At 41.6% G+C, this 24,030-nt stretch carries 20 protein-coding genes and 2 pseudogenes; 18 read left to right on the top strand and 4 right to left on the bottom strand.

From position 1 onward, the window contains the following. Positions 1-41: 41 nt before the first annotated feature. Positions 42-1,511 (top strand): hypothetical protein, encoded by a 1,470-nt coding sequence (locus tag KXV15_RS09575; protein WP_240007965.1) that lies wholly within the window; start codon positions 42-44, stop codon positions 1,509-1,511. Positions 1,512-1,519: 8 nt separating this feature from the next. Here the strand turns inward: KXV15_RS09575 and alaS are convergent, their stop codons facing one another. The 3 genes from alaS to KXV15_RS09590 form a co-directional block, all read right to left on the bottom strand. Further along, complete coding sequence (gene alaS, locus KXV15_RS09580) at positions 1,520-4,156, bottom strand: alanine--tRNA ligase (RefSeq protein ID WP_240007966.1); 2,637 nt, start codon at positions 4,154-4,156, stop codon at positions 1,520-1,522. A gap of 238 nt (positions 4,157-4,394) precedes the next feature. Next, entirely contained in the window at positions 4,395-5,465 is a 1,071-nt protein-coding gene (gene recA, locus KXV15_RS09585) for a recombinase RecA (protein ID WP_240007967.1), read from the bottom strand. A gap of 280 nt (positions 5,466-5,745) precedes the next feature. Further along, on the bottom strand, positions 5,746-6,606 hold the full coding sequence (locus tag KXV15_RS09590) for an SGNH/GDSL hydrolase family protein (RefSeq protein ID WP_240007968.1): 861 nt from the start codon (positions 6,604-6,606) through the stop codon (positions 5,746-5,748). Between the two features lie 66 nt (positions 6,607-6,672). Here KXV15_RS09590 and miaA point away from each other — a divergent pair, with 66 nt between their 5' ends. From miaA to nth, 14 genes and pseudogenes are all read left to right on the top strand, one after another. Further along, complete coding sequence (gene miaA / locus KXV15_RS09595; protein WP_240007969.1) at positions 6,673-7,569, top strand: tRNA (adenosine(37)-N6)-dimethylallyltransferase MiaA; 897 nt, start codon at positions 6,673-6,675, stop codon at positions 7,567-7,569. 357 nt (positions 7,570-7,926) lie between these two features. Then, positions 7,927-8,319 carry a hypothetical protein gene (locus tag KXV15_RS09600; RefSeq protein WP_240007970.1) on the top strand — a complete coding sequence of 131 codons (393 nt, stop codon included), beginning with the start codon at positions 7,927-7,929 and terminating at the stop codon, positions 8,317-8,319. After that, a complete protein-coding gene (locus tag KXV15_RS09605; RefSeq protein WP_240007971.1) occupies positions 8,297-8,977 on the top strand; it encodes a hypothetical protein in 681 nt (226 codons plus the stop codon). Before KXV15_RS09600 ends, KXV15_RS09605 begins: the two co-directional genes overlap by 23 nt. A gap of 6 nt (positions 8,978-8,983) precedes the next feature. After that, a complete protein-coding gene (locus KXV15_RS09610) occupies positions 8,984-9,175 on the top strand; it encodes a helix-turn-helix transcriptional regulator (protein WP_240007972.1) in 192 nt (63 codons plus the stop codon). A 186-nt stretch (positions 9,176-9,361) separates the two neighbouring features. Further along, positions 9,362-10,375, top strand: a pseudogene (locus tag KXV15_RS13555) (M16 family metallopeptidase); the annotation flags it as partial. 912 nt (positions 10,376-11,287) lie between these two features. Beyond that, positions 11,288-12,058, top strand: a pseudogene (locus tag KXV15_RS13560) (M16 family metallopeptidase); the annotation flags it as partial. A gap of 105 nt (positions 12,059-12,163) precedes the next feature. Continuing rightward, positions 12,164-12,952 carry a SapC family protein gene (locus KXV15_RS09620; RefSeq protein ID WP_240007974.1) on the top strand — a complete coding sequence of 263 codons (789 nt, stop codon included), beginning with the start codon at positions 12,164-12,166 and terminating at the stop codon, positions 12,950-12,952. 35 nt (positions 12,953-12,987) lie between these two features. Then, positions 12,988-13,515: a flavin reductase family protein gene (locus tag KXV15_RS09625; protein ID WP_240007975.1), complete on the top strand. Its 528-nt coding sequence runs from the start codon at positions 12,988-12,990 to the stop codon at positions 13,513-13,515. A 238-nt stretch (positions 13,516-13,753) separates the two neighbouring features. Beyond that, complete coding sequence (locus KXV15_RS09630; protein ID WP_275671601.1) at positions 13,754-14,584, top strand: flagellin; 831 nt, start codon at positions 13,754-13,756, stop codon at positions 14,582-14,584. Between the two features lie 348 nt (positions 14,585-14,932). Continuing rightward, positions 14,933-15,757: a flagellin gene (locus KXV15_RS09635; protein ID WP_240007977.1), complete on the top strand. Its 825-nt coding sequence runs from the start codon at positions 14,933-14,935 to the stop codon at positions 15,755-15,757. A 155-nt stretch (positions 15,758-15,912) separates the two neighbouring features. Further along, entirely contained in the window at positions 15,913-16,299 is a 387-nt protein-coding gene (locus tag KXV15_RS09640; protein WP_240007978.1) for a flagellar protein FlaG, read from the top strand. 209 nt (positions 16,300-16,508) lie between these two features. Beyond that, a complete protein-coding gene (locus KXV15_RS09645; protein WP_240007979.1) occupies positions 16,509-16,868 on the top strand; it encodes a hypothetical protein in 360 nt (119 codons plus the stop codon). A 30-nt stretch (positions 16,869-16,898) separates the two neighbouring features. Beyond that, positions 16,899-17,756: a flagellin gene (locus tag KXV15_RS09650; protein WP_275671602.1), complete on the top strand. Its 858-nt coding sequence runs from the start codon at positions 16,899-16,901 to the stop codon at positions 17,754-17,756. 90 nt (positions 17,757-17,846) lie between these two features. Next, positions 17,847-18,494, top strand: coding sequence for an endonuclease III (nth, locus tag KXV15_RS09655; RefSeq protein WP_240007980.1), 648 nt, complete (start codon positions 17,847-17,849; stop codon positions 18,492-18,494). A 150-nt stretch (positions 18,495-18,644) separates the two neighbouring features. Here the strand turns inward: nth and KXV15_RS09660 are convergent, their stop codons facing one another. After that, a complete protein-coding gene (locus tag KXV15_RS09660) occupies positions 18,645-19,262 on the bottom strand; it encodes a TIGR02466 family protein (RefSeq protein WP_240007981.1) in 618 nt (205 codons plus the stop codon). 134 nt (positions 19,263-19,396) lie between these two features. Between KXV15_RS09660 and KXV15_RS09665 the strand changes: the two genes are divergently transcribed. The 3 genes from KXV15_RS09665 to KXV15_RS09675 are packed head-to-tail and all read left to right on the top strand — an operon-like array spanning position 19,397 to position 24,027. Next, positions 19,397-21,307 (top strand): M61 family metallopeptidase, encoded by a 1,911-nt coding sequence (locus tag KXV15_RS09665; RefSeq protein ID WP_240007982.1) that lies wholly within the window; start codon positions 19,397-19,399, stop codon positions 21,305-21,307. Between the two features lie 30 nt (positions 21,308-21,337). Further along, positions 21,338-23,248, top strand: a complete 1,911-nt coding sequence (locus KXV15_RS09670) for a M61 family metallopeptidase (protein WP_240007983.1) — start codon at positions 21,338-21,340, stop codon at positions 23,246-23,248. Between the two features lie 17 nt (positions 23,249-23,265). Beyond that, positions 23,266-24,027, top strand: a complete 762-nt coding sequence (locus KXV15_RS09675) for a hypothetical protein (RefSeq protein WP_240007984.1) — start codon at positions 23,266-23,268, stop codon at positions 24,025-24,027. The last annotated feature ends 3 nt before the right edge of the window (positions 24,028-24,030 follow it).

The raw sequence follows: 24,030 nt of genomic DNA on the forward strand, positions 1-24,030 counted from the left end.
CACAAACAATTACACCTATGGTAGTGGTGTGGGGGATTGCCATGTTTGCATTGTCGGATAGGTTGGGGGCGTTGAAAAACGCCAAAATTAACGGAATTTTGCGTCTTATACTTGGCTGTTATGTTGCATCAATTGTGGCTTTTCCCGCATTGATCACAATGGTTACGGTAATTGTAAAATTCTTGGCCGGCAATAGAATTATGGCAATCAGCGTTGCCATGCAATTGAGTGAATATAAAGACTTTCCAAAATCAAGCTTTTTGGCATCAACCATTATTTTCCCAATATTGGCTGTTTTTGTCTTCTTTTTACAAAAATTTACAATAAACAAACCGCCAATCAACGCACAAAAAATATTGCTTTTTGCGGGTGCTATATTTTCCTCTTCACTAGTATTTATTGTACTGTTTGTTGCGGCAATAATAACCCATAATTATAATTACCCCGCGATTTTTACATTGGCTGCGATTGTTGCGCCTGTTGGTGTGTTCTGCGCGGCAATCGGGCATTTGGTGGTGTCGAAACCATCTGACGGTGATATAATTCGCCATTATTCAAAACTATTATTTGCAATTTTAATATCTTCGTTGCTTGCATGGTTTTCCTTCTATTATCTTCGCTATGCGACAAATCACATTGGGCGAGAGCTGTTATATGGCCTCGAGGTTCGCGCATATTTCTTTGAACACGTAAATAATATTTATAGATGGTCAATTGATTATGGAATTATAATTGCCCCTATTTTGACTGCATATGTATATTTTTTGCGAAGAATTACTTATGGAAAATCACAGAGAAGAGCTGAAGAGATATTGATAATTTCGGGGGTTATATTTGCGATTGTCCTTCATGTGATATTTGTTTTATTTACCGATGCAATCGACCAAAAACGATTAACGCCAATTCAAACATTAATTAATATTTTGCCGATGGATATTTTTGCGGGCGCATTTTGTGCGGCGGTTGGGCATTTTGTTGCAAATTTTGGTGTTAAGCGTGAAAATGACCGAATAATAACGACATTAAAGCTTGTAATGGCTGTGGTTGTTGTCGGGTTTTTATCGCGCTTGGTTTACTATATTTTTTACTTTGGTTTCATGAACCTTGTTGGCACGTTAAAATTTGGGATTGTTACCGGATTTCCTGTTTATAATGGATTTGAAGTTTTTGTTCTTTCAAGCCTTCGTGATAGCATTATGTTATTTTGGCCTTTGATGCTTACCGTGCTTTTATTGCGCTTGGTTACAAGAAATAAAACCCCCGAGACAGCATTAAAAATCTTGATGGCGGTTGCCGTGATTTATGGCCCAATGCTTCATTTACTTATGGCTTTTATTGATGGAAGCCATGGCAATTATTATGTGAGTTCTTTTTACGGAAAACGGATATTTTTTGAAATTATGGCTGGCGTAGCGTGTGCATATATCGGGCACATAATTGTTAATGGCCTGCCAAAAATCAGCAAGCCAAAAATCAATAAAAATCAAAATCAAATGTTGCTTGCGCAATAAGCGGGGGGTTAAATCCCCGCCTTGATTGCCGCCAATGCCGCATCGGCGTTTTCATCAGATGGTGCGCCGCCTTGGGCAAAGTCGGGCTTGCCGCCGCCACCTTGACCACCCATTGCCGCAACCGCCGCTTTGACCAAATCAACCGCATTCACCGCCGCGCCATTTACCGCAACCGCAACGGCGGCTTTGCCATCCGCCTTGGCGATATAGGCAACCACACCGGTACCAAGTTTCGCCATTGCGTCATTCACCATTGGGCGTAAATCTTTTGCGCCAATGCCGTCAAGTACGCGGGCATCAACCTTTATTCCGTTGATTTCTTCAATCGCGCTTGCGCCGCCACCGCCGCCAAGTGCCAATTTTTGGCGTGCTTCGGCAAGCTCTTTTTCAAGGCGCTTTTTATCGGCAAGCAATGCATCAACCTTTGCTGGAAGCTCTTGGATAGGGGCTTTTAACGGCTCTGCTGCTGCGCGCGCCAATGCAGATTGTGACTTTAAATATTCGATTGCGGCTTCGCCAGTCATGGCTTCGATACGACGGATGCCGGCGGCAACCGCGCCTTCGGATACAATCGCAAATGCACCAATATCACCGGTGCGGAATGCGTGCGTGCCGCCGCAAAGCTCCACGGAATAGGCTTTTTTATTGCCATCCAAATCGTTACCCATTGAAAGAACGCGAACTTCATCGCCATATTTTTCGCCGAATAATGCCATTGCCCCTTCGTTGATTGCATCTTCTGGGGTCATTAATTTGGTGGTGATTTCGGTGTTTTGACGAACCACTTCGTTAACAAGTGCATCCGCACGATCAATTTCATCGCGGGTCATTGATGCGCCATGCGCAAAGTCAAAACGCAATCTGTCATCGCCAACCATTGAACCCTTTTGCGCCACGTGCGCACCCAATACTTGGTGCAATGCCTTGTGAAGCAAGTGGGTTGCCGAGTGGTTGGCACGGATTTTATTGCGGCGTTTGATGTCGATTTTTAATTGCGCACTATCACCAGTTTTGATTTCACCTGTTTGCAATGTACCAATGTGGCAGAATAGACCGCCCGCGCGTTTTTGCGTATCTTCAACCACAAATACCGCGCCATTATCAAAAACGATTTCGCCTTTGTCGCCAATCTGACCACCAGATTCACCATAGAATGGGGTTTGGTTGAAAATTAATTCAGCCTTTTCACCTGCTTTTAATGCGTCGGTTTTTGCGCCACCGGTAACGATTGCGGTTAGGTTTGCACTGGCCTCATTGGCGTTATAGCCAAGGAATTCAGAAGAACCCAATTCATCAAACAAATTAAACCAAATGGTTTCGGTTGCCGATTGGCCCGAACCCGCCCAGTTTTTGCGGGCTTCTTCTTTTTGTTTTGCCATTGACGCGTTGAAACCATCCATGTCAACGCCAATGCCGCGTGCACGCAACACGTCTTGGGTAAGGTCAACCGGGAAACCATAGGTGTCATAAAGATTGAATGCGGTTTCACCTTTTAGGGCGTCACCCTTTTGCAAATCTTTTGATGCGTCGTCCAAAAGCGCCAAACCACGACCCAAAGTACGGCGGAAACGGGTTTCTTCTTGTTCCAAAGTGGCGGTAATGAATGCTTCGGCACGTCTTAATTCAGGGTAGGCATTGCCCATCTCATTCACCAATGTTGGAACAAGACGGTATAACAATGGCTCTTTTGCACCCAAAATATGGGCATGGCGCATCGCGCGGCGCATAATACGGCGCAATACATAACCACGACCTTCATTGGATGGGGTAACACCATCGGCAATAAGGAATGATGATGCGCGCAAATGGTCGGCAATTACGCGGTGTGAAGGTTGTTGCGCACCAATTGCCTTGGTTGCGGTTAAATCTTCGGATGCTTTGATAAGGGTTTTGAAAAGGTCGATGTCATAATTATCATGCACGCCCTGTAAAACCGCAGAAATACGTTCAAGCCCCATGCCAGTGTCGATTGATGGCTTAGGCAGGTTGGTTTGTGAACCGTCGGCATGCTTTTCAAATTGCATGAATACAAGGTTCCAAATTTCAATGAAACGATCGCCGTCTTCTTCTGCTGATCCTGGTGGGCCGCCCCAAATATGCTCACCATGGTCATAGAAGATTTCAGAACATGGGCCACATGGGCCGGTATCACCCATTGACCAGAAATTATCAGATGTTGGGATGCGGATGATACGGTCATCAGAGAAACCAGCAACTTTTTTCCAAATCGCCGCCGCTTCATCATCGGTGTGATAGACAGTTACAAGTAGTTTGTCTTTGTTAAGGCCGAATTCCTTGGTGATTAATTCCCACGCAAATTTAATCGCGTCATCTTTGAAATAGTCGCCAAAAGAGAAGTTACCCAACATTTCAAAGAATGTGTGGTGGCGGGCAGTATAACCAACATTATCAAGGTCATTATGCTTGCCGCCGGCGCGAACGCATTTTTGGCTAGAAGTGGCGCGCGGTGGATTTGGCGGGGTTTCTTGCCCGGTGAAAATATTTTTAAATGGAACCATGCCCGCATTGGTAAACATCAATGTTGGGTCATTTTGTGGGACAAGCGGACTGGAGGCAGTAATATTATGCCCATTTGCACCAAAATAATCCAAAAATGCTTTTCTGATTTCGTTTACGCTTGTCATTATTTTACCTGTATTTTGCGGAACATTAGAAAAATAATATAACTTCCATTTTTCCTGTGCAAAGGATTTAACATTGGGGCGCGCAAAATCAACTGCCCATGCACCTAAATGCACGAAAAATGAGTGTTTTTATCAGTGGTGGCAAGCTATTGATTGCTAATAAAGAACGACCCCGATTGGGGGCTAATCAATCGGGGTCGAAACTTTTATGATAAAATTGAATTACTGAAGTGGTGAATTATAATTCGCCATCAAAATCATCGCGTCCTTCGTCCAATGCCTCAACAATTAGGCCAGAGTTTTTGCGGATTTTTTCTTCTAATTCAGTTGCCATTTCTGGGTTTGCTTTTAAGAAGCTGCGGGCATTTTCACGACCTTGGCCAATTCTTTGGCTGTCATATGAATACCAAGAACCAGATTTTTCAACGATTCCGGCCTTAACGCCCAAATCAATCAATTCACCAGTTTTGGAGATGCCTTCGCCATAAAGAATGTCGAATTCAACTTGTTTAAATGGTGGTGCAACTTTGTTTTTTACCACTTTTACACGGGTTTGGTTGCCCACAACATCTTCTTTTTCCTTAATTGCACCAATGCGGCGGATATCAAGACGAACCGAAGCATAAAATTTAAGTGCGTTACCGCCAGTAGTAGTTTCCGGTGAGCCAAACATAACGCCAATTTTCATACGAATTTGGTTGATGAAAATGACCAAAGTATTTGAACGTGAAATTGACGCGGTAAGTTTACGCAATGCCTGTGACATCAAACGTGCCTGAAGACCAGGAAGGCTATCACCCATGTCGCCCTCAATCTCTGCTTTCGGGGTAAGGGCGGCAACAGAATCGACCACCAAAACATCAACCGCACCAGAGCGAACCAAGGTATCAGTAATTTCAAGCGCTTGTTCACCAGTATCAGGTTGGGAAATCAATAAATCACCCAAATCAACGCCAAGTTTTTTTGCATAAACCGGATCAAGTGCGTGCTCGGCGTCAACAAAGGCGCAAACACCACCGTTTTTCTGTGCCTCGGCAATGCAATGAAGGGCAAGGGTGGTTTTACCAGAAGATTCCGGCCCAAAAATTTCAATAATACGACCGCGTGGCAAGCCACCAATTCCAAGCGCAATGTCAAGTGATAATGAACCGGTTGAAACTGATTCAATTTCCACAGCCGGGGTGTTTTCACCCATGCGCATAATAGAGCCTTTGCCAAAAGCGCGTTCGATTTGCGCCAATGCCGATTCAAGAGCCTTTTCTTTATCCATTTCGTTTTTTTCCACCAAGCGTAAAGATTGTTGTGCCATGTTTTAAAATCCTTCTGTCACGATTCCCGTTTAAGGAATTAAATTTTTCAACTTTGGCGGAAAATATTTGCGGATAAATATTTTTAGCCCCGCCGCAAGAACATATGTATCTGAAATGTTCTCGGAACGCAAGCGGAACATTTTACACACACGACCGAAAGTGACGTAATAGGTGACTTTTTTAGATACAGTAAAATAAAAATATCAATAAAAACAAAGCACGATGTTTTTGTTTTGTTCTCATTTTTGTGTGAGAATTTTGCAGTAAGACTATATTTCTTTATTTTTTAAGGGTTTGGACAGCTATATTTTGCAATTGTTCTGCCTGTTTGGGTGAAATTCCCAATTCGCGTGCGGCGCGGTCGTTCTTACCAAATTTTGTTACGTCAAAACCATTTATCACGCTAAAATCCATTAAAGCATGAAGGTAATAACCATAATTAGAGGCGTGGTAGCTATCCCAGCCCCATAAATTCACTTTATTAGAATCAATTCCATCATAAGGGTTGTTGTCGGCAATCCCTGCTATAAAGGCGTTTTCCCATGCCTGACCAAGTGGGATGACGGCGATAATATTTCCGTGATTTTGTTTTTTTGCGGCCTGATACCCGTTCATAATATCATTGGTCATCTGGGTTGTGCTTTTGTGATACCAATGCCCAGAAGGCTGATAAATTTGATCTGCACGCGGCCATGTGGCGGTCATATAGATTTTTACATTGGGGTTTTGCGCCCGAAACATTTGGGCAAATTTTTGGGAATATTCAATTAATTGCGCTGGATTTCCGGGGTTTTTGCCATCAAGAATAGATAATGTGTGCATCACAACAATATCCCATTTTTGATTTAATATGTCATATTTGGTTTTATAATGTTGTTCCAACGTGGCGCCGGGTATGGTTTCGATATAAACATCGTAATCAAGGCCCGCCTCTTGTGAGAGCATCTTAAATATTGCGGGAACGCCACCAAATTTTTGCCCGTTTAAATCAGTAATAGTATCAGTATGGAAAAATTCGGCGCTTGCGGTTGCGCCATAGGTAAAGCTGTTCCCAATGAATAATATCTTTTTCGATTGCGCAAACGCGGGGTTGGCAATGGCAATAAGGATAATAAAAAACAGCTTTATATAATTTTTCATCAAATTTCCTGCAAATATTGGCGTGGTGGCATTTAGGATATTGCGAAAATGATTTAAAGCAAGGTTATGAAAGAAATTATTATAATCCTTGGCCCAACCGCATCGGGCAAAACCGCCCTAAGTATTGAAATCGCACGTAAATTTGATGGCGAGGTCATCAATATGGATTCTATGCAGGTTTATAAAGACCTGCCGATTCTTTCTGCTGCACCGACAAAAAGTGAAATGGGTGATATTCCACACCATTTATTCGGTCATGTTGATGCCGCACACCCATATTCAACTGGTGAATATATCCTAGAGGCGAAACGCGCGATTGATGGCGTATTATCACGCGGGAAAAAGGCAATTCTTGTTGGTGGAACCGGGCTTTATGCTCATTCATTGACCCAAGGCATGGTTGAAACCCCACCTGTGCCGCCCGAAATCCGTGCCAAAACCCGCAAACTTGTGGAGGCGGACCGCAAGGGGCAATATAACCGCCTTAAAAAGCACGATCCTTATTATGCCTCAAAAATAGAAGCCAATGATATTGTTCGTATTGCCCGCGCGCTCGAAGTTTTTGAAGCAACCGGAAAATCACTTTCCGATTGGCATGCCGAAGAACAACCACCGATTTTAAAAAATGGAAGCTGGCAAGGCATTGGCCTTATGCCGGAACGTGAACCAGTTTATGAAAAAATCACCGCGCGCTTCAAAGCGATGGTGTCAAATGGTGGCCTACAAGAGGTTGAAGCCCTTTGGAAACGTGGCCTTGCAGAGGATTTACCCGCCATGAAGGCATTGGGTATTCCAAACCTAATTGAATATTTTGAAGGTCGCGCCCCGCTTGATGAAGCCATCTCAAGCGCGATTACCCAAACCCGCCAATATGCAAAACGCCAACTTACATGGCTTCGCAACCGCGCCGCAGATTGGAAAAAATACCCTGATGCCCAGAGCATTTTGCGCGATTTAAAATAAAATCAAAATATTTTTGTCAAGGTTGCTTGACAATGCTCTTAAGTTGCGTAAAGTTTCCTTGTCAGCAAGGAAGCTTTGGGCGACATTATGGAAAACGATAAGCAATTATTATTGAAAGATTCAAAGAGGATAGAGGCGTCCATATTCCTTCTTTTGATGCTTAGTTTTGTTTCTCTAATTATAAGCATATGGCTTGATGACATGTCGAATATAATAATGCTCGGTATAAGGTTTTTAATTGGCGCTGGTTTCTACGGGTATTTTTTAAAAGTCAAGTTTAAGATAGGAAAATTAAAAAACAGCCTGCCCGACAGGTTATACATCCATGTCACGCAAAAACTATTATTATTAAATTATATGATTTCTATTTTTGTATTCTACACATATTTTATACCGATACTTTTTAAAAAAGCTGGTAACGTTGATAGATTTATCGGTTTGGAAATCATTTCAATTTTAATATTGTTGGTAATGGCGATTTTGGATATTGCCACGCGCAAAAGTGATGAAGAAATTGGCGATGAACTAGCGCAGAAAATCCGTGATGAAGCTGCAAGAAATGCCTTTTATTTCTCAATTTTGGGGATTGGTGCGTTTCAAATAACAATGGCGGTTTGGGTTGATTTTAAAAACGCAATTGCCACACAGTTCGGCGCGCAGGCAATTGATGTTTCAATAATAGTTTCTGTTTTTATTCTTATTGCCTCGTGGGCAATCGGGCATCTTTATGCGCGCGGAAAATATCGGTGAGAGTGTGATGGACAAAGATTTTTCAAAACAGATTAAAAAATATAAGCTCACGACACTCGGCTTTTTTGTAATTTTGGTTGGATTTTCAATTGATGTAATAATGGGTAAGGGTCCATCAAATGTAATATTAAAATTTTTGAATTTTTTTATAATTTTTATGGGTATTGGTTTTGTAGTTTTTGGTTATAGATCAAGAATTTTTCTTGAAGAATATTTCAATGAAAATGAGGGTAAAGAAAATGAATATTTATCCTTTTCGTTTTTGGGAAAACTTCAAAGAATTGCAATAGTTCCAATTGGTTTATTAATTACCTATTCCGCATATAGAAATATTACCGATACATATATTTTTCCTGTTGTTTTTACAATGTTGTTGCTTTTAGCAGTTGTGATATTGCCGATATTTTTTAAGCCGTCAGAAAATTATGGTGAGTTTGAAGAGAATATTTCTCTTAAGGCAAAGTCAGTCGCTTTTGGTGTTACAATATTTATTCTGTCTGCATCCTTGATAGTATTTAAAATATTCCCTGATTTTCTTAATTCTACAATGTTGGTTTTCCATAACAATATAATCGATATGATGTCTTATTTAATTTATGCCGGTGTTACGTTGGCTATTATGGTTGGTGATTTTTACACTTGGCTTAAATATAGGTAATAAACTGTGAAAAACAACCTAAAGGACTTGCGCGCAAAAAAGAATTGGTCACAAAATGACCTTGCGCTAGAACTTGGGGTGTCGAGGCAGACGATAAATGCGATTGAAACCGGGAAATATGATCCATCACTTCCGCTTGCCTTCAAAATATCAAAATTGTTCGCAATGAGTATCCATGAAATTTTTATTGATGAATAGGAAAACCAAATGAAATCCAAAAAGCATCTTTTTTCAAACACCGTCATTTCGCTTGCGATTGCATTGTCGATTGGTCTTGGTGCGCCTGCATTTGCGCAAATTGCCCCCGACCCAGGCTTTCCACAAGATAGATATCAGGAGTTTAAGCCCGATGCCGATGTGAAATATGGCACTTTGGATAATGGGATGCGTTATGCCATTCAACATTGGGCGCAGCCAAAGGGTGAGATTGCAATTCGGATGCGGGTTGCGGGCGGTTCATTGAATGAGGATGAGAAACAATTAGGTTTGATGCACTTTTTGGAACATATGGCGTTCAATGGTTCTAAAAACGTAAAAGAAGGCGATATGATACCGATGCTGGAAAAGGCCGGTGTTGCCTTTGGTGCGGATTCCAATGCCTATACATCATTTGATGAAACTGTTTATCAACTTGATATGAAAAAGCCCGAACAGATTGATATGGGCCTTATGTTAATGCGTGAAACGGCGGGTAATTTATTGCTTGATGCCGGTGCAATTGACCGTGAACGCGGCATCATCAAGGGTGAGGAGAGGGCACGTAACACCCCCGAAGTAAAAAAGGCCAAAGATTATCAAAAGCTAACTTATCAGGGTATTCGTATGAATGACCGTTGGCCAATTGGCGATATGCGCGTTGTTGAAAGCGCCAAGCAGGATGAGTTTAAAAAGCTTTATTACGGCCTATATCGCCCTGAACGAACATTCCTTGTGGTGGTTGGCGACGTTGATGTCGCGGCAACCGAAAAAATGATTAAAGACAAATTTTCTGATTGGAAAGGCGTTGGCGAAAATCAAAAAGATCCAGCATTGGGTGATTTAAAAACCAAAGGGGTTTTGGTTAAAAACTATGTTGATCCACAGGTTTCAACCCAAATCACCTTCACTCAGCCAACACCATATGTAAAAGAACCATCAACCACACCATATTATCGTGAAGATTTATTGGTTTCTATTGCAAACTCAATTGTTAATCAAAGGCTTGCAAAGATTTCGCGCTCTGAAAATGCGCCATTCCTTGGGGCTTTTATTTCAAATGAAGAAAACCGTATTGCAACGAATTCAGCAGATTTAACCATTACCCCAAAAAGCGATGATACTTGGCAGCAATCTTTTGATGTAACCTATGCTGAATTGCAAAGTGCTTTAAAATATGGCTTCTCTGATGCCGAATTTACTGCGGCAATTGCAAATACCCAAAATCGTTTCAAATTGGCGGTTGAAACCAAGGCAGCGAAACGTTCTGCTGATATTGCTGATAGCGTCGTGGAAGAATTTGCCAATGACAATGTTTATACGTCGGCAGAAGATGATTTGGCGTGGTTTGAAAAAATTGCTCCAACACTTACCAAAGAGGCCGCATTGCAAGAGTTGCAAAAGGTTTGGAAGGGTGATGCCCAAATTCTTTATGTTTCAACCAAAAAACCAATTGCGGGTGGCGATAAAACAATTCTTGCCGCATTAAACAAGGCCAAGGCCGCACCAGTGAAACAGCCTGAGATGGCGCAATTGAAACAGTGGGACTATACAAATTTTGGGACAGTTCCAACCACATATAAAACCGAAACTGTTGCTGATTTGGGCATAACCTATGTAACATTCCCGAATAATGTTCGCCTTGTTATCAAGCCAACAGATTTTGAAAAAGGGCGCATTCGTACCAGCATCAATTTTGGGCAAGGCGTTCGCGCATTACCAAAAACTATGCATGGGATTGGTATGATTGCCAATTCATCGTTTGAGGCCGGCGGTTTAGGTCATTTTACCTATGATGATTTACAAAAAACACTTGCTGGTAAAACCGTAAACTTTAATTTTGGTGCCGGTTCAAAATCATTTGGTATGAGTGGCGTTACCAGTGCGCAGGATTTACCTTTGCAAATGCAGATTTTCGGTGCGTATTTTACAGATCCTGCATGGCGCAAAGACGGGTTTAACCAAATAAAAGCAGCCAAAGACGCGATTTATAAAAACCTTCGTTCAACACCTAATTCGGTCTTTGGGGTTAATTTTGCACCATTAATTACGTCAAATAGCGATTATTCAAAATTCCCAACCGAAAAAGAATTTAGCGATTTACAACTTGATCCAGTAAAACAAGCGGTTGATGCGTCTTTGAAAAAAGATGCCATCGAAATTGTAATCGTTGGTGATGTCAAAACTGATGATGCAATCAAGGCGGTGGCCACAACTTTTGGCGCATTGCCAAATCGTGATGCCGCACCGGTTCCAATTCCTGCGTCTGAGGGAGAGGTTTTCACACCTGGGCGTCATGTTACCACGCTAGACCACGACGGTCGTGCCGACCAAGCAATCGGAAGCATTTTCTGGAAGGCATCTGATTATGGTGATGGCAAGAAGGGGCGTGCAGGATTAATTTTAAAAGCCATGCTTGATGTAAAACTAACAGATGTATTGCGTGAACAATATGCCGGAACTTATTCACCTGCGGTTCTTGGTGATTTTTCTACTGAATTTAAGGATTATGGCTATATCGGTGCGATGTTTAACGTAAAACCGCAGGATGTTGATAAATATATTGCCATAACCGAAAGCATTGCCAAAGACTTTGCTGATGGGAAAATTGATCAGGAATTGTTTGACCGCGCACGAAACCCTGCAATGACATCATTTGAAGCAACCACACATAATAACCCGTGGTGGCTAAACTGGCTTGCAACCTCTTCATGGGATAAAAACCGCCTTACCATTATGCGTGATGGTAAAAAGCAATATGAAGATTTGACACTTGAACAAATGAAGGCATTGGCCAAGGAATATTTTAATCCCAACAATGCACAAATTATAAAAGTTGTTCCTTCTAAAATTGCTAAACCAGCAAATTCGGACGAGGGTAAATAAACAAAAATAGTTCATAATTAGCAATTATTTACAGGCATATTGTCAAAACGCCTTGGCAATATGCCTTTTTGTTATTAGATAAGTGGAAATTTTTAGGAGAAATATATGACTGACGCGCAAAATGGTGCCGGTGAGCCTGAGCTTTCAGGAAAAGTAATGCTTTATAAAAACCCTAAACCTTTATCTTTAGAAGCACATTCTAAATTAGGTTTGAAAAATATTGAACGTCCATTTGGATTTGTTGCCGACAGCCATGTTGTGCCACTAACTGTTCAAGAATTCGGTATTGCATCATCTTCTTTACCTATTATTTTTGCACCTGATAAAAAGACCCCATTGGCTGTGCTTGGTGCGCGTGCCGGTCTTAACAGCTTTGTTGATGAAAAAGGTTTCTGGGAACTTGACGCTTATGTTCCTGCCTTTATTCGTCGTTATCCGTTTGTTTTTGCCGCAGATGAAGGCAATGAAAATTTTGTTGTCTGCATTGATGAAGAAGCTGATATGATTGGTGAAAACCCTGATTTGCCGCTTTTTGTTGATGGAAAACCATCTGATTATTCAAATGGCGCAATGCAATTCCTTCAAGATTTTGAACGTCAAAGACGCGCGACCGAAGAATGGTGCGACATTATCAATAAATTCGACCTATTTGAAGAAAAATCAGTTACCTTCACTCCACAAGGTGAGAATGGTGAAGCTGGTCAGCCAATCAAAATTGCTGATTATATCGCAATTTCAGAGGAAAAATTAAACGCGCTTGATGACGCTAAGTTCTTGGAATTGAAAAATACCGGTGCTTTGGCGGCGATTTATGCGCATCTAGTTTCATTGTTACAGTGGCAAAAAATGGTGCAGCGCTCCTTAAGAACTGCCCCACCTGTTGCAAATGCATAATTTTTCGGGGGGCATTTGCCCCCCTTATTTATATGATGTCAAATTTTCGCAAAACGTATCACAAAGGTCATGATAAGCGCATATTGCGCGATATTATGGGTTGCTTTGCAACCGGTGTAACCATTGTTACGACCTGTGAAACGAATGATGGCAATGAACCAAAACCACATGGCATAACCGCCAATTCCTTTACTTCGGTTTCGCTTGAACCGCCGATGATTTTGGTTTGTATCGCCAAAAGCTCTGGCAGTTGTGAAATTTTTAATAATGCCAAGAGTTTTTCCGTTAATATTCTTTCAGCCGGGCAAAAAGAATTATCAGAAATTTTTGCAAAGCGCGGAATAAACAAATTTTCCCATATTCCTGAAAGCGAATGGCATTTGGGCGATAATCAATGCCCCATTATAAAAGATAGCGTTGCAAATATTGAATGTAGTACGCATGAAATTCATGATGGCGGTGATCATATCATCCTGCTTGGAATAGTTGAAACTGCACATACTGACCCGCAACACGACCCCTTATTATATTATAAGGGCAAATATCATAAGCATCACCCATAATTCCTGTCATCTACAAGTGGGTATATTTTGCCCAATAGCCAGCATCCAAATATGGATATTGCGGTAGGTTTTTGCCTATCTAAATAGGTTTAATAATATAAATTCTTAAAATATACAAATAAAACAATGCTTTGTGTTGTGTAGCACTTGGTATTGATATTGCATGGCTTTGGTCAAGCTAAAAGAGCCTGAGACGCTAGTAGTGTCTCCTTCTATGAAACAGGAAAGGATCAAGAATATGATCAGCGTAAATACAAACAGAGGTGCAATGGTTGCACTACAATCTCTTGCCGCAACTCAAAAAGATCTCGATGTAACACAAAATCGGGTTTCAACCGGCAAAAAGGTATCTAGTGCAAAGGATAATGGAGCAGTATGGGCAGTAGCAAATAAAATGGGTTCTGATGTAAGTGCTTATGATGCTGTCGTATCTTCAAACGAACGCGCACAGGCACTTCTTGATACCGGCATTTCAGCAGGTGAATCAATCAATGACCTATTGGTAAAAATGAAAGAAGTTGCACTTGCAGCGAGCCAAACTGGTCTATCTGCATCTGCGCAATCCTCATATGCCGCTAGTTTCGCGGAATATCGTGATCAGATTACTTCTATTATTGGAAACGCCAATTTCGATGGTCAAAATATGGTTGGTGGTACCCCTGATGATGCTGTGTCGATTGGTGACGCAACAGGTACACCGGCAAACAACATTACTGTTGCTGGTGCTGATTTAAGCTTGGGTGGAAGTATTGTTACAGTTGCTGCAACAACAACACTTTCAACTGCGGCTAACGCGGCAACTGCATTGGGACTTGTAAATGCATCGATTGATAATTTGTCAACTCAATTGGCAACATGGGGCGCAGGCTCAGAACGCTTGCAAAGCCATGCTGCGTTTGTTGGTAAATTACAAGATGCGCTAAATTCTGGTATCGGCGCAATGGTCGATGCAGATTTGGCAAAAGAAAGTGCTAAACTGACCGCTCTTCAAACCAAGCAGCAATTGGGTACTCAAGCATTGTCAATTGCCAATTCTTCGAGCCAAATTGCGCTTAAATTGTTCCAATAATAATTATTACCCCCCCAACCCTAATAAAGCCCGAACCTTGGTTCGGGCTATTTCTTTTTTAGCCGCACAATGGGCTGAATTTTAATTCTTTGGCATTGGTTGGTTAGAAATAAACGTACGTACTAGGCAAAAAATGCACGAAGTCGGCAAAAAATGCCTAGTAAGGGCAATTTTTGCCTAGGTTAAAAATTCCGTTAATATTTTGTCAACCAAGAAAAAACTTAAAAAACATAATGACTTAGCTTCTGATTTTCTGGCACGGGCGTTGCAATTAATTATGCGGGTCAAGAAAGACCTGCGGCATTAGAAAATGACCGCACATCAACAGAAAGAAGAAGGATCAAGAATATGATCAGTGTAAATACTAACCGTGGTGCAATGGTTGCACTTCAAAATTTGGCACAAACTCAAAAAGACCTAGACGTTACTCAAAACCGCGTTGCAACTGGTAAAAAAGTTGCTTCAGCAAAAGATAACGGTGCTGTTTGGGCGGTTGCCAACAAAATGGGCTCAGACGTTAAAGCTTATGACGCTGTTACTTCGTCAAACGAACGTGCTCAAGCTCTTCTTGACACCGCTACTTCTGCCGGTGAGTCAATCTCTGACCTTTTGAGCAAAATGAAAGAAGTTGCATTGGCTGCAACTCAAACTGGTTTGTCTGCTTCTGCACAAGCTTCTTATGACGCATCTTTCAAACAATATCGCGATCAGGTTACTTCAATCATCGGTAACGCATCATTCGACGGCCAAAATATGGTTGGCGCAACCCCATCTTCTGCGGTTGCAATCGGTGACGCAGCTGGTGGTAACAGCATTACAGTAGCTGGTGCGAACCTTTCATTGGGTGGTACAGTTGTAACTGTAACTGCTACTGAAACTCTTGACACTGCTGCACATGCTGCAACTGCATTGACCAACGTAAATGCTTCTATCGATGCATTGTCAACTCAGCTTGCAACTTGGGGTGCTGGCGCTGAGCGTCTTCAGTCACACGCTGCATTCGTATCAAAACTTCAGGACGCTCTGAACTCTGGTATCGGTGCAATGACTGACGCAGACCTTTCTAAAGAAAGTGCAAAATTGACTGCATTGCAAACTAAACAACAGCTTGGTGCACAAGCGTTGTCAATTGCAAACAGCTCTTCTCAAATCGCGCTGTCACTATTCCGTTAAGGTAATTTATCGGAAACAAAAATATAAAGTAAGTTTATATTACTTAATAGGCGCGGTAGGGGCTGTAACAGGCTTAGACCGCGCCTTTTTGTCTTTTAGAAATGGTTTCAACTAAGTACTCAGGAGGCATTTTATAAAAATAAAATGTTTTGCAAATGAAAATAGGAAGCATCGAAAGTGCATTGCCTGTTCAGAGCGCAAATCTGACACTAGGGAATAACACTAATAATACTCAAACTAAGTCACAAATTGATGAAGCAAAACCTGCTTTGGAAACAAGAAGTGTAAATGACAATAAGCCTGTGGCCAATGTTTCTTCTGAACAAGAAAAAAAGCTACAAGAATTGTCAGACAAAATGGTCGGTAAAAATGAATCTTTGGTGATTGAAAAAGATCCGAATAGTGCCGGCTTCATATATAAGACCGTTAATAAAGCAACAGGTGAAGTAGTTCGCATTTGGCCAGAAGCAACTTTTTTGGATAATGCGTCATCAATTTCTGATGTTGATACACGTGGTATCGTAATGGATAGCCTAGTTTAGGCACAAGATTTAGCGGCCTAAACTGGGCAATTTTTTCCTTAATTTTTGAGGGTAAGGAAAAATTTACCATAATATTTTTATTTTTAAATTTTCATTAACCAAAAAACATAAATAAAAACAATGAATTAATTGGTTAATTTTTTGGCATGACACTTGCAGTTTGTTAAACACATAAATTATTATGTGAAAAAGTCACACAAACCGAGGTTATGACAATGGGAATTGAATTATCGTCTTTATCAGGCAATGCAGCAAACGAATTAACCAATATTTTTGCCGCGCTTAACAAGACTTCGTTCAAAGATGGCAGCACAGTAAACAAAAATAATTTTGCCCCCGAAAGCCTTACAAATGGTCCGGCAGTAAAAGTAGATTCTCAAAAAATTGAAAATCACATTGCCATGATGAATAAATTACAAGAAGCAATTTTGGATATTAAAGACGGCGGCAATGTTTTGCCGGACGTCGATGCGGCACGTCTTAAAGCACTTGATGTTCAACAACAATTGAGTGTGCAGTCATCCGCGATTGCTAACCAATCATCAGATTCAATCTTGTCACTATTTTAATGCCAATATTATAAGCAATAGGAGAATATAATGGCTAGTATTTTAACAAATGTAAGCGCGATGGTCGCATTGCAGAGTTTGAATAAAACAAATACCGATTTGCAAGAAGTTCAAAACCGCGTTTCAACTGGTTTGAAAGTTGCGAATGCAAAAGATAATGCGGCGATTTTTAATATTGCCCAACAACAACGTGCCGAAAACTCTGCTTATGATGCAGTTAGCACCAGCCTTAACCGCGCAACTTCTGCTGCGGATGTTGCGTTGGCTGCCGGCGATCAAATTTCTGAACTTTTCACCAAAATGCGTGAAACTGCGGTTGCGGCATCTGACCCATCAATTTCTGCAACTTCACGTTCAACCTATAACACACAATTTGTCGCCTTGCGTGATCAAGTGGCATCAATCATTGGTAACGCATCATTTGACGGAACAAATTTAATCGACGGTCATACTGCTACTGGTATTGATTATCTTGCAAATACCGATGGTTCGCAAACCATTAATATGCCGGTAATTGACCTTCGCTTAACTACTGGTGCTGGTGGTGCCCCTGCATCACCTGCTGCCGATGTTTATGTTGGCACAACCGATACAATTGATACCCAAGCCAATGCATCAGCGGTAAATGACCGTATCGTAGCGTCTATTGACTTTATCAATAGTGAGATTGCGAAAATTGGTGCCGCATCAAAACGTATTGAAAACCACCTTACATTCGTTTCAAAACTACAAGATTCAATCACCACCGGTATTGGCAACCTTGTTGATTCTGACACTGCTGCGGATGCTGCTAAATTACAGGCCATTCAAGTTAAACAACAACTTGGTACCCAAGCACTTTCAATTGCAAACCAATCACCGCAAACATTATTGAAACTATTTCAATAATTAAAACTAATCCTATTGCTTAAATGAAGTCGTCAAGATTACCATCCGTGGTAGCTTGGCGACTTTTTTATTTTGTTGTATGGCATACAAATGGCCAAATTAACAAAAGCACAAATCACGCAAATTTTTGAACAACTATCCCACGATAGACCAGATCCAAAAACTGAACTTGTCTATACCAACCCATTCACCCTTATTTGTGCGGTGGCATTTTCGGCACAATCGACCGATGTTGGTGTGAACAAGGCAACCAAACCATTATTTGAAAAATATGATACGCCGCAAAAAATGCTTGCACTTGGTGAAGACGGCTTGGGGGAATATTTAAAAACCATTGGTCTTTGGCGGCAAAAGGCAAAAAACTGCATCGCAATGTGCAAGATTTTGGTTGATAAGTTTGGTGGCGAAGTACCGCAAACCCGTGATGAATTGGTAACCTTGCCAGGTGTGGGGCGTAAAACCGCCAATGTGGTTTTGAATGAGGCATTCCACCAGCCAACAATTGCCGTTGATACCCATATTTTTCGTGTTTCAAACCGCACGGGACTTGCGGCAGGCAAAACCCCTGATGAGGTTGAGGCAGGCTTGGAAAAAATTGTTCCCAATGAATATAAATTGGGTGCGCACCATTGGCTAATTCTTCATGGTCGCTATGTTTGTGTTGCCCGCAAACCAAAATGCAATATGTGCAGCATTATCGGGCTTTGCCAGTTTAAAGAAAAGACGGCAAGTCTTTAGCTCCTTCCCTTGAGGGAAGGTGGCAAAATGCAAAGCATTTTGTCGGAAGGGTGGCAAAGGCTGCGGTATAATTACTTACTTTTATGTGTTATGAAACGTCGACACACCCTTCAGTCTCCTTTGGGAGACAGCTTCCCTCAAGGGAAGCAGTTACCCCCAGCGATAGTTAAACGAAATCGTAATCCGTTCAACTTCGGCCAGATTTTGTACAACTTCGTGACGAAGCCAACTTTCCCAAAGCATGATGTCACCTTCATCAGGTAAAACAAAAACATGCGGCTGCAATTCTTCGGGTGCATCTTTTGTGCGGGTTGGGGCCGCCATCATCATGTTAAGGCGCGGATCTTCAAGTTTTAAGGCCGATGCACCTTCAGGTAAATCCAGATAAAAAGTGCCGGAAATCACCGAATGCGGATGAATATGGCTTGAATGGAATGATAAAGGCGGCAAAATATTCACCCAATATGCATCAAGGATAAGTTTGCGCCCTGCAAGGTCAAAATGGCATTCTTTGGCAAACTTTGCGACATGTTTATCCATACGCTTTTTAAGCTCACCAAACGGGGTAAAACGAATATCAAGGTCGTTTAATGACGAATATGAAGTATAACCACGATAATTATTCTCTTCACACCATTTTATGCCGGCCTCATCCTCTTCTGAAAGCAGATAGCAACAATCGCGCAGGTCGTCGCGTAATTCTTCAACATCTTTGCCACCAATTGGGGCACGGTAAAATTTTGTGGTGAATAGGTTTTTTATGGTCATTATTTAGTCTCTTGATTGCAAACTGTTCTTTATTATTGCCATTCCTATAATTCAAGGCGACAAAATGGCTAGACAGTGAATTTCACACAGATTATCGTTATAACATCATCAATTGTCATCATATCAGGAAGATTATGAAAAAGATTCTTTTATCCCTATCTGTTGCATCATTAATTCCATTTTCTGCAATGGCGCAAAATTCTGCGCCAATGGCAACGCCAATTATCAATACCATTCCAGATGCACAGGATGTTCCATTTAAAGGCACGATGAAGTTAAACGTTGATGTTACCAATATTGACCAAGGGATTTTCAATGTTGAACAGACGATTCCAGTTCAAAAAACTGGTGAACAAGTTTTGCTTTTTCCAAAATGGCTACCGGGTAAACACGCGCCGCGTGGTGCGGTGGAAAAACTTGCCGGCCTAAAGATTTATGGCAATGGCAAAAAAATTGAATGGGTGCGCGACACGGTTGATGTTTATGCCTTTCATATCAATGTGCCGGATGGCGTGAATGAGTTGAAACTTGAATTCCAATATTTGTCGCCAACTGCACCCAATCAAGGACGGATGGAAGTAACCCCCGATATGATGAGCCTTCAGGGGAATAGTGTTTCGCTTTATCCTGCGGGTTATTATGTGCGCAATATCCCAATTTCTTGGACGGTTAAATTACCAAAAGATTGGAAGGCGGCAACGGCACTTAGGCCAACATCAACCAATGGTGACACAATCACTTATGAAACCGTGCCATATGATGTGTTTGTAGATTCACCAATTCTTGCTGGTCGTTACTCCAAAAAGGTAGAGCTAAGCCCAAAGGTAACGCTAAATATTTTTGCCGATGCCCCAAAATATCTTGAATATAAACCAGAGCAGATGGAACTTCACAAAAAACTGGTCGAACAGGCGGTAAAGACCTTTGGCGCTGAACATTACGACCATTATGATTTCTTATTTAGCCTTTCCGATAAATTAGGCGGAATTGGCCTTGAACATCACCGTTCTTCTGAAAATGGGGTTGAAAGTGGTTATTTCACCGAATGGGCAACCAGTCTTTCTTCGCGCAATCTTCTTCCGCATGAATATACGCATTCTTGGGATGGTAAGTTCCGCCGTGGTGCCGATTTATGGACACCGGATTACCGCACCCCAATGCAAAACTCATTAATGTGGGTTTATGAGGGGCAAACCCAATTCTGGGGCTATGTTTTGGGTGCGCGTTCGGGTTTATTTACCAAAGAGCAAACCATTGATGCTTATGCATCAATTGCCGCCGATCTTGACGGGCGGGCAGGGCGCGAATGGCGTGACCTTATTGACACCACCAATGACCCGATAATCACACCACGTGCGCCAAAGGGTTGGACATCTTATCAACGTTCCGAAGATTATTATAACGAAGGAATGTTGGTCTGGATTGAGGTTGATGGCAAAATCCGTGAACTTACCAAAGGTAAAAAAGGCATTGATGATTTTGCCAAGGCCTTTTTTGGTATTAAAAATGGTGACTATGGTGAGGATACCTATAAATTTGAAGATGTCGTAAGCACTCTTAATACTGTTGCTCCATATGATTGGGGCAAATTATTGAATGACCGCTTGTTTGAACATGCCGATGGTGCGCCATTAGCAGGCTTTGCCGCAAGCGGTTATAAATTAGTGTTCAATGACAAGCCAAATGAATATATCAAAGATGTTGAAGGTCGTGGAAAATTCTTAAACCTAAATTACTCTCTTGGTATGTCGGTTGCGAATGATGGCGCGGTAAATTCCGTAATTTGGGGCGGTCTTGCCTTTAAAAACACTTTGGCAATTGGCGATAAAATCATTTCAATAAATGGCAAGGCGTGGTCAAAAGAGGCGGCAATTGATGAAATAAAGGCTGCCAAGGACGCTAAAGAACCATTGCAATTAATCGTTTTGGCGTCGGGTTTATACAAGGTTATAAATATCGACTATCACGGTGGCATTAAATACCCGCATTTTGAAAAAACTGGTGGGCCGGGTGCGCTTGATAAATTGCTTGAACCTTTAAAATAAATTGCCTTTTAAAAAATTTTGGAAATTACAATGAAAAAGAAAATACTATTGCTTGCATTCGTATCATTAATTCCATTTTCTGCTTTTGCGCAAAATTCGGCCCCAACTGCGCTTCCTATTGTGGAAACCATACCGGCGGCAATGGATGTTCCGTTTAATGGAACTATGAAATTATATGTCGATGCCACCAATACCAAGCAAGGCATTATCAATATTGACCAAACCATACCTGTGCAAAAATCAGGGCATCAGGTTTTATTATACCCCAAATGGCTTCCGGGAAATCATTCCGCAAGTGGGGCAATTGAAAAACTTGCTGGCCTTAAAATCTATGGTGATGGCAAAAAAATTGAATGGGTGCGTGACACAATTGATGTTTTTGCATTTCATATTGACGTGCCAGAAGGTGTTAAAGAACTAAAACTTGAATACCAATATCTTTCACCAACCCAAGAAAATCAGGGGCGGATGGAAGTGACCCCAGAAATGATGAGCCTTCAGACCAACAGTATATCGCTATATCCTGCTGGTTATTATGTGCGCAATATCCCAATTTCTTGGACGGTTAAATTACCAAAGGATTGGAAGGCGGCAACGGCGCTTCGCCCAACATCAACCAATGGCGATACAATAACTTACGAAACTGTGTCCTATGATACATTTGTGGATTCACCAATGCTTGCTGGGCGCTATTTCAAGAAAATTGATCTAAGTCCAAAGGTAACGCTAAATATTTTTGCCGATGAGCCAAAATATCTTGAGGCGAAACCAGAACAAATCGTCCCACATAAAAAATTGGTCGAGCAGGCGGTAAAAACTTTTGGTGCAGAGCATTATGATCATTATGATTTCCTCCTAAGTCTGTCTGATAAATTGGGTGGCATTGGCCTTGAACATCACCGTTCATCCGAGGATGGTGTCGGAACCGGTTATTTCACCGATTGGGATTCAACCCTTGATGACAGAAACCTTCTGCCGCATGAATATACGCATTCATGGGATGGAAAGTTCCGCCGTGGTGCCGATTTATGGACACCCGATTATCGCACACCAATGCAGGATTCACTTTTGTGGGTTTATGAGGGGCAGACCCAATTCTGGGGCTATGTTTTGGGTGCGCGTTCTGGGCTTTATAGCAAAGAAGAAACTCTTGAAAGCTATGCTGCAATTGCCGCTTATCTTGATAATCGCAAGGCGCGCGAATGGCGCGATCTTATTGACACCACCAATGACCCTATCATTACGCCACGTGCGCCAAAGGGTTGGGTATCGTACCAGCGTTCAGAGGATTATTATGATGAGGGGCTTTTGGTTTGGATAGAAGTTGATGCCAAAATCCGTGAGCTTTCAAAGGGCAAAAAAGGCATTGATGATTTTGCCAAGGCCTTTTTTGGTTTGAAAAATGGCGATTATGGCGAAGTTACCTATAAATTCGAAGACGTTGTAAAAACCCTTAATGATATTACCCCTTATGATTGGGGCAAATTATTGAATGAGCGTCTTTACGGTCATGCTGATGGTGCGCCATTGGCGGGCTTTGCCGCAAGTGGCTATAAACTTGTTTATAATGACAAGCCAAATCTTTATATCAAACAGGGCGAAAATAGCGCCAAGACGCTTAATTTAAATTACACTCTTGGGATGGCTGTTGCCAATGACGGTAAAATTGTAAATGTCATGTGGGATGGACTAGCCTTTAAACAGGGGCTTACTAATGCCGATAAAATTATTGCAATTAATGGGAAGCCATGGTCGAAAGATGCCGCTATTGAGCAAATTAATGGGGCAAAAGACAGCAAAAACCCATTGGAATTAATCATCAAATCAGGCGAAACATATAGCGTCATAAAGATTGATTATCATGAGGGCATGAAATACCCGCATTTTGAAAAAACTGGTGCGCCAGGTGCGCTTGATAAATTACTAGAACCCCTAAAATAGATTGCCGTTGAAATAATATGCCCGCATTACCTCCAGATAATCTGATTGTTGAAACCATTATTCTTGCCAAAGACAAAGCGGCAGAAAATGAAAAAATGTGTAGCCGACAGGGGCAATTCTGCCTTGAGATGGTTAATCAGGACGGTAAAAACACGCTTTATATAAATATCATCAAATCGGGATTAGAGAATGAAAAAATCGAAATCCCCGTTGGTGATAGTGAAGAGGCGGGTTTTGGTGGCACCGAAATTCACATCTATCCCAAGCTTTATCTTGTGATGGATGCCAAGACTAAATTTATCAAATCCGCTCTTTTTGGCACTCTTACCCATTCATCAGATATGTATTCAGGTGGTGGCGCAAGTGGTGATGTCCTAAACCTTTATTATTCAGAACATTTCAAAGCGGGCGAGGGGGCAAAAAGTGTTCTCGATTTGCCAACTTATGGCTATAAAATGATACGCGCATGTTTTTCCGAAGAGGAATATAATGCACGAAATTTCGCCTGTCATGATGAATACAGGTTTGATGCCACTTTCAAGCCAACCCAAAAATTCGTAAACGGTTTGCCGGTTTTTGAATATTCTTCAACTGCCGCAAATTTTCCGGTTGGCGCAAGCCTTGATGCCGATAATAGCGGGAAGAAGCTACGCAAAAAGGATCTTGTCTGGCAAAATGACCCTGATTGCACGGTAAAAACCACATTTCATTTTGATGGGAAACAAAACACCTATATCCCGCAAAAAACTTTGCCAGAATGCGGCGATTATTTCCCTTGAAAT

It is taken from the genome of Pseudaquidulcibacter saccharophilus, from assembly GCF_019455445.1.
GTDB classification, from domain to species: Bacteria; Pseudomonadota; Alphaproteobacteria; order Caulobacterales; family Aquidulcibacteraceae; genus Pseudaquidulcibacter; species Pseudaquidulcibacter saccharophilus.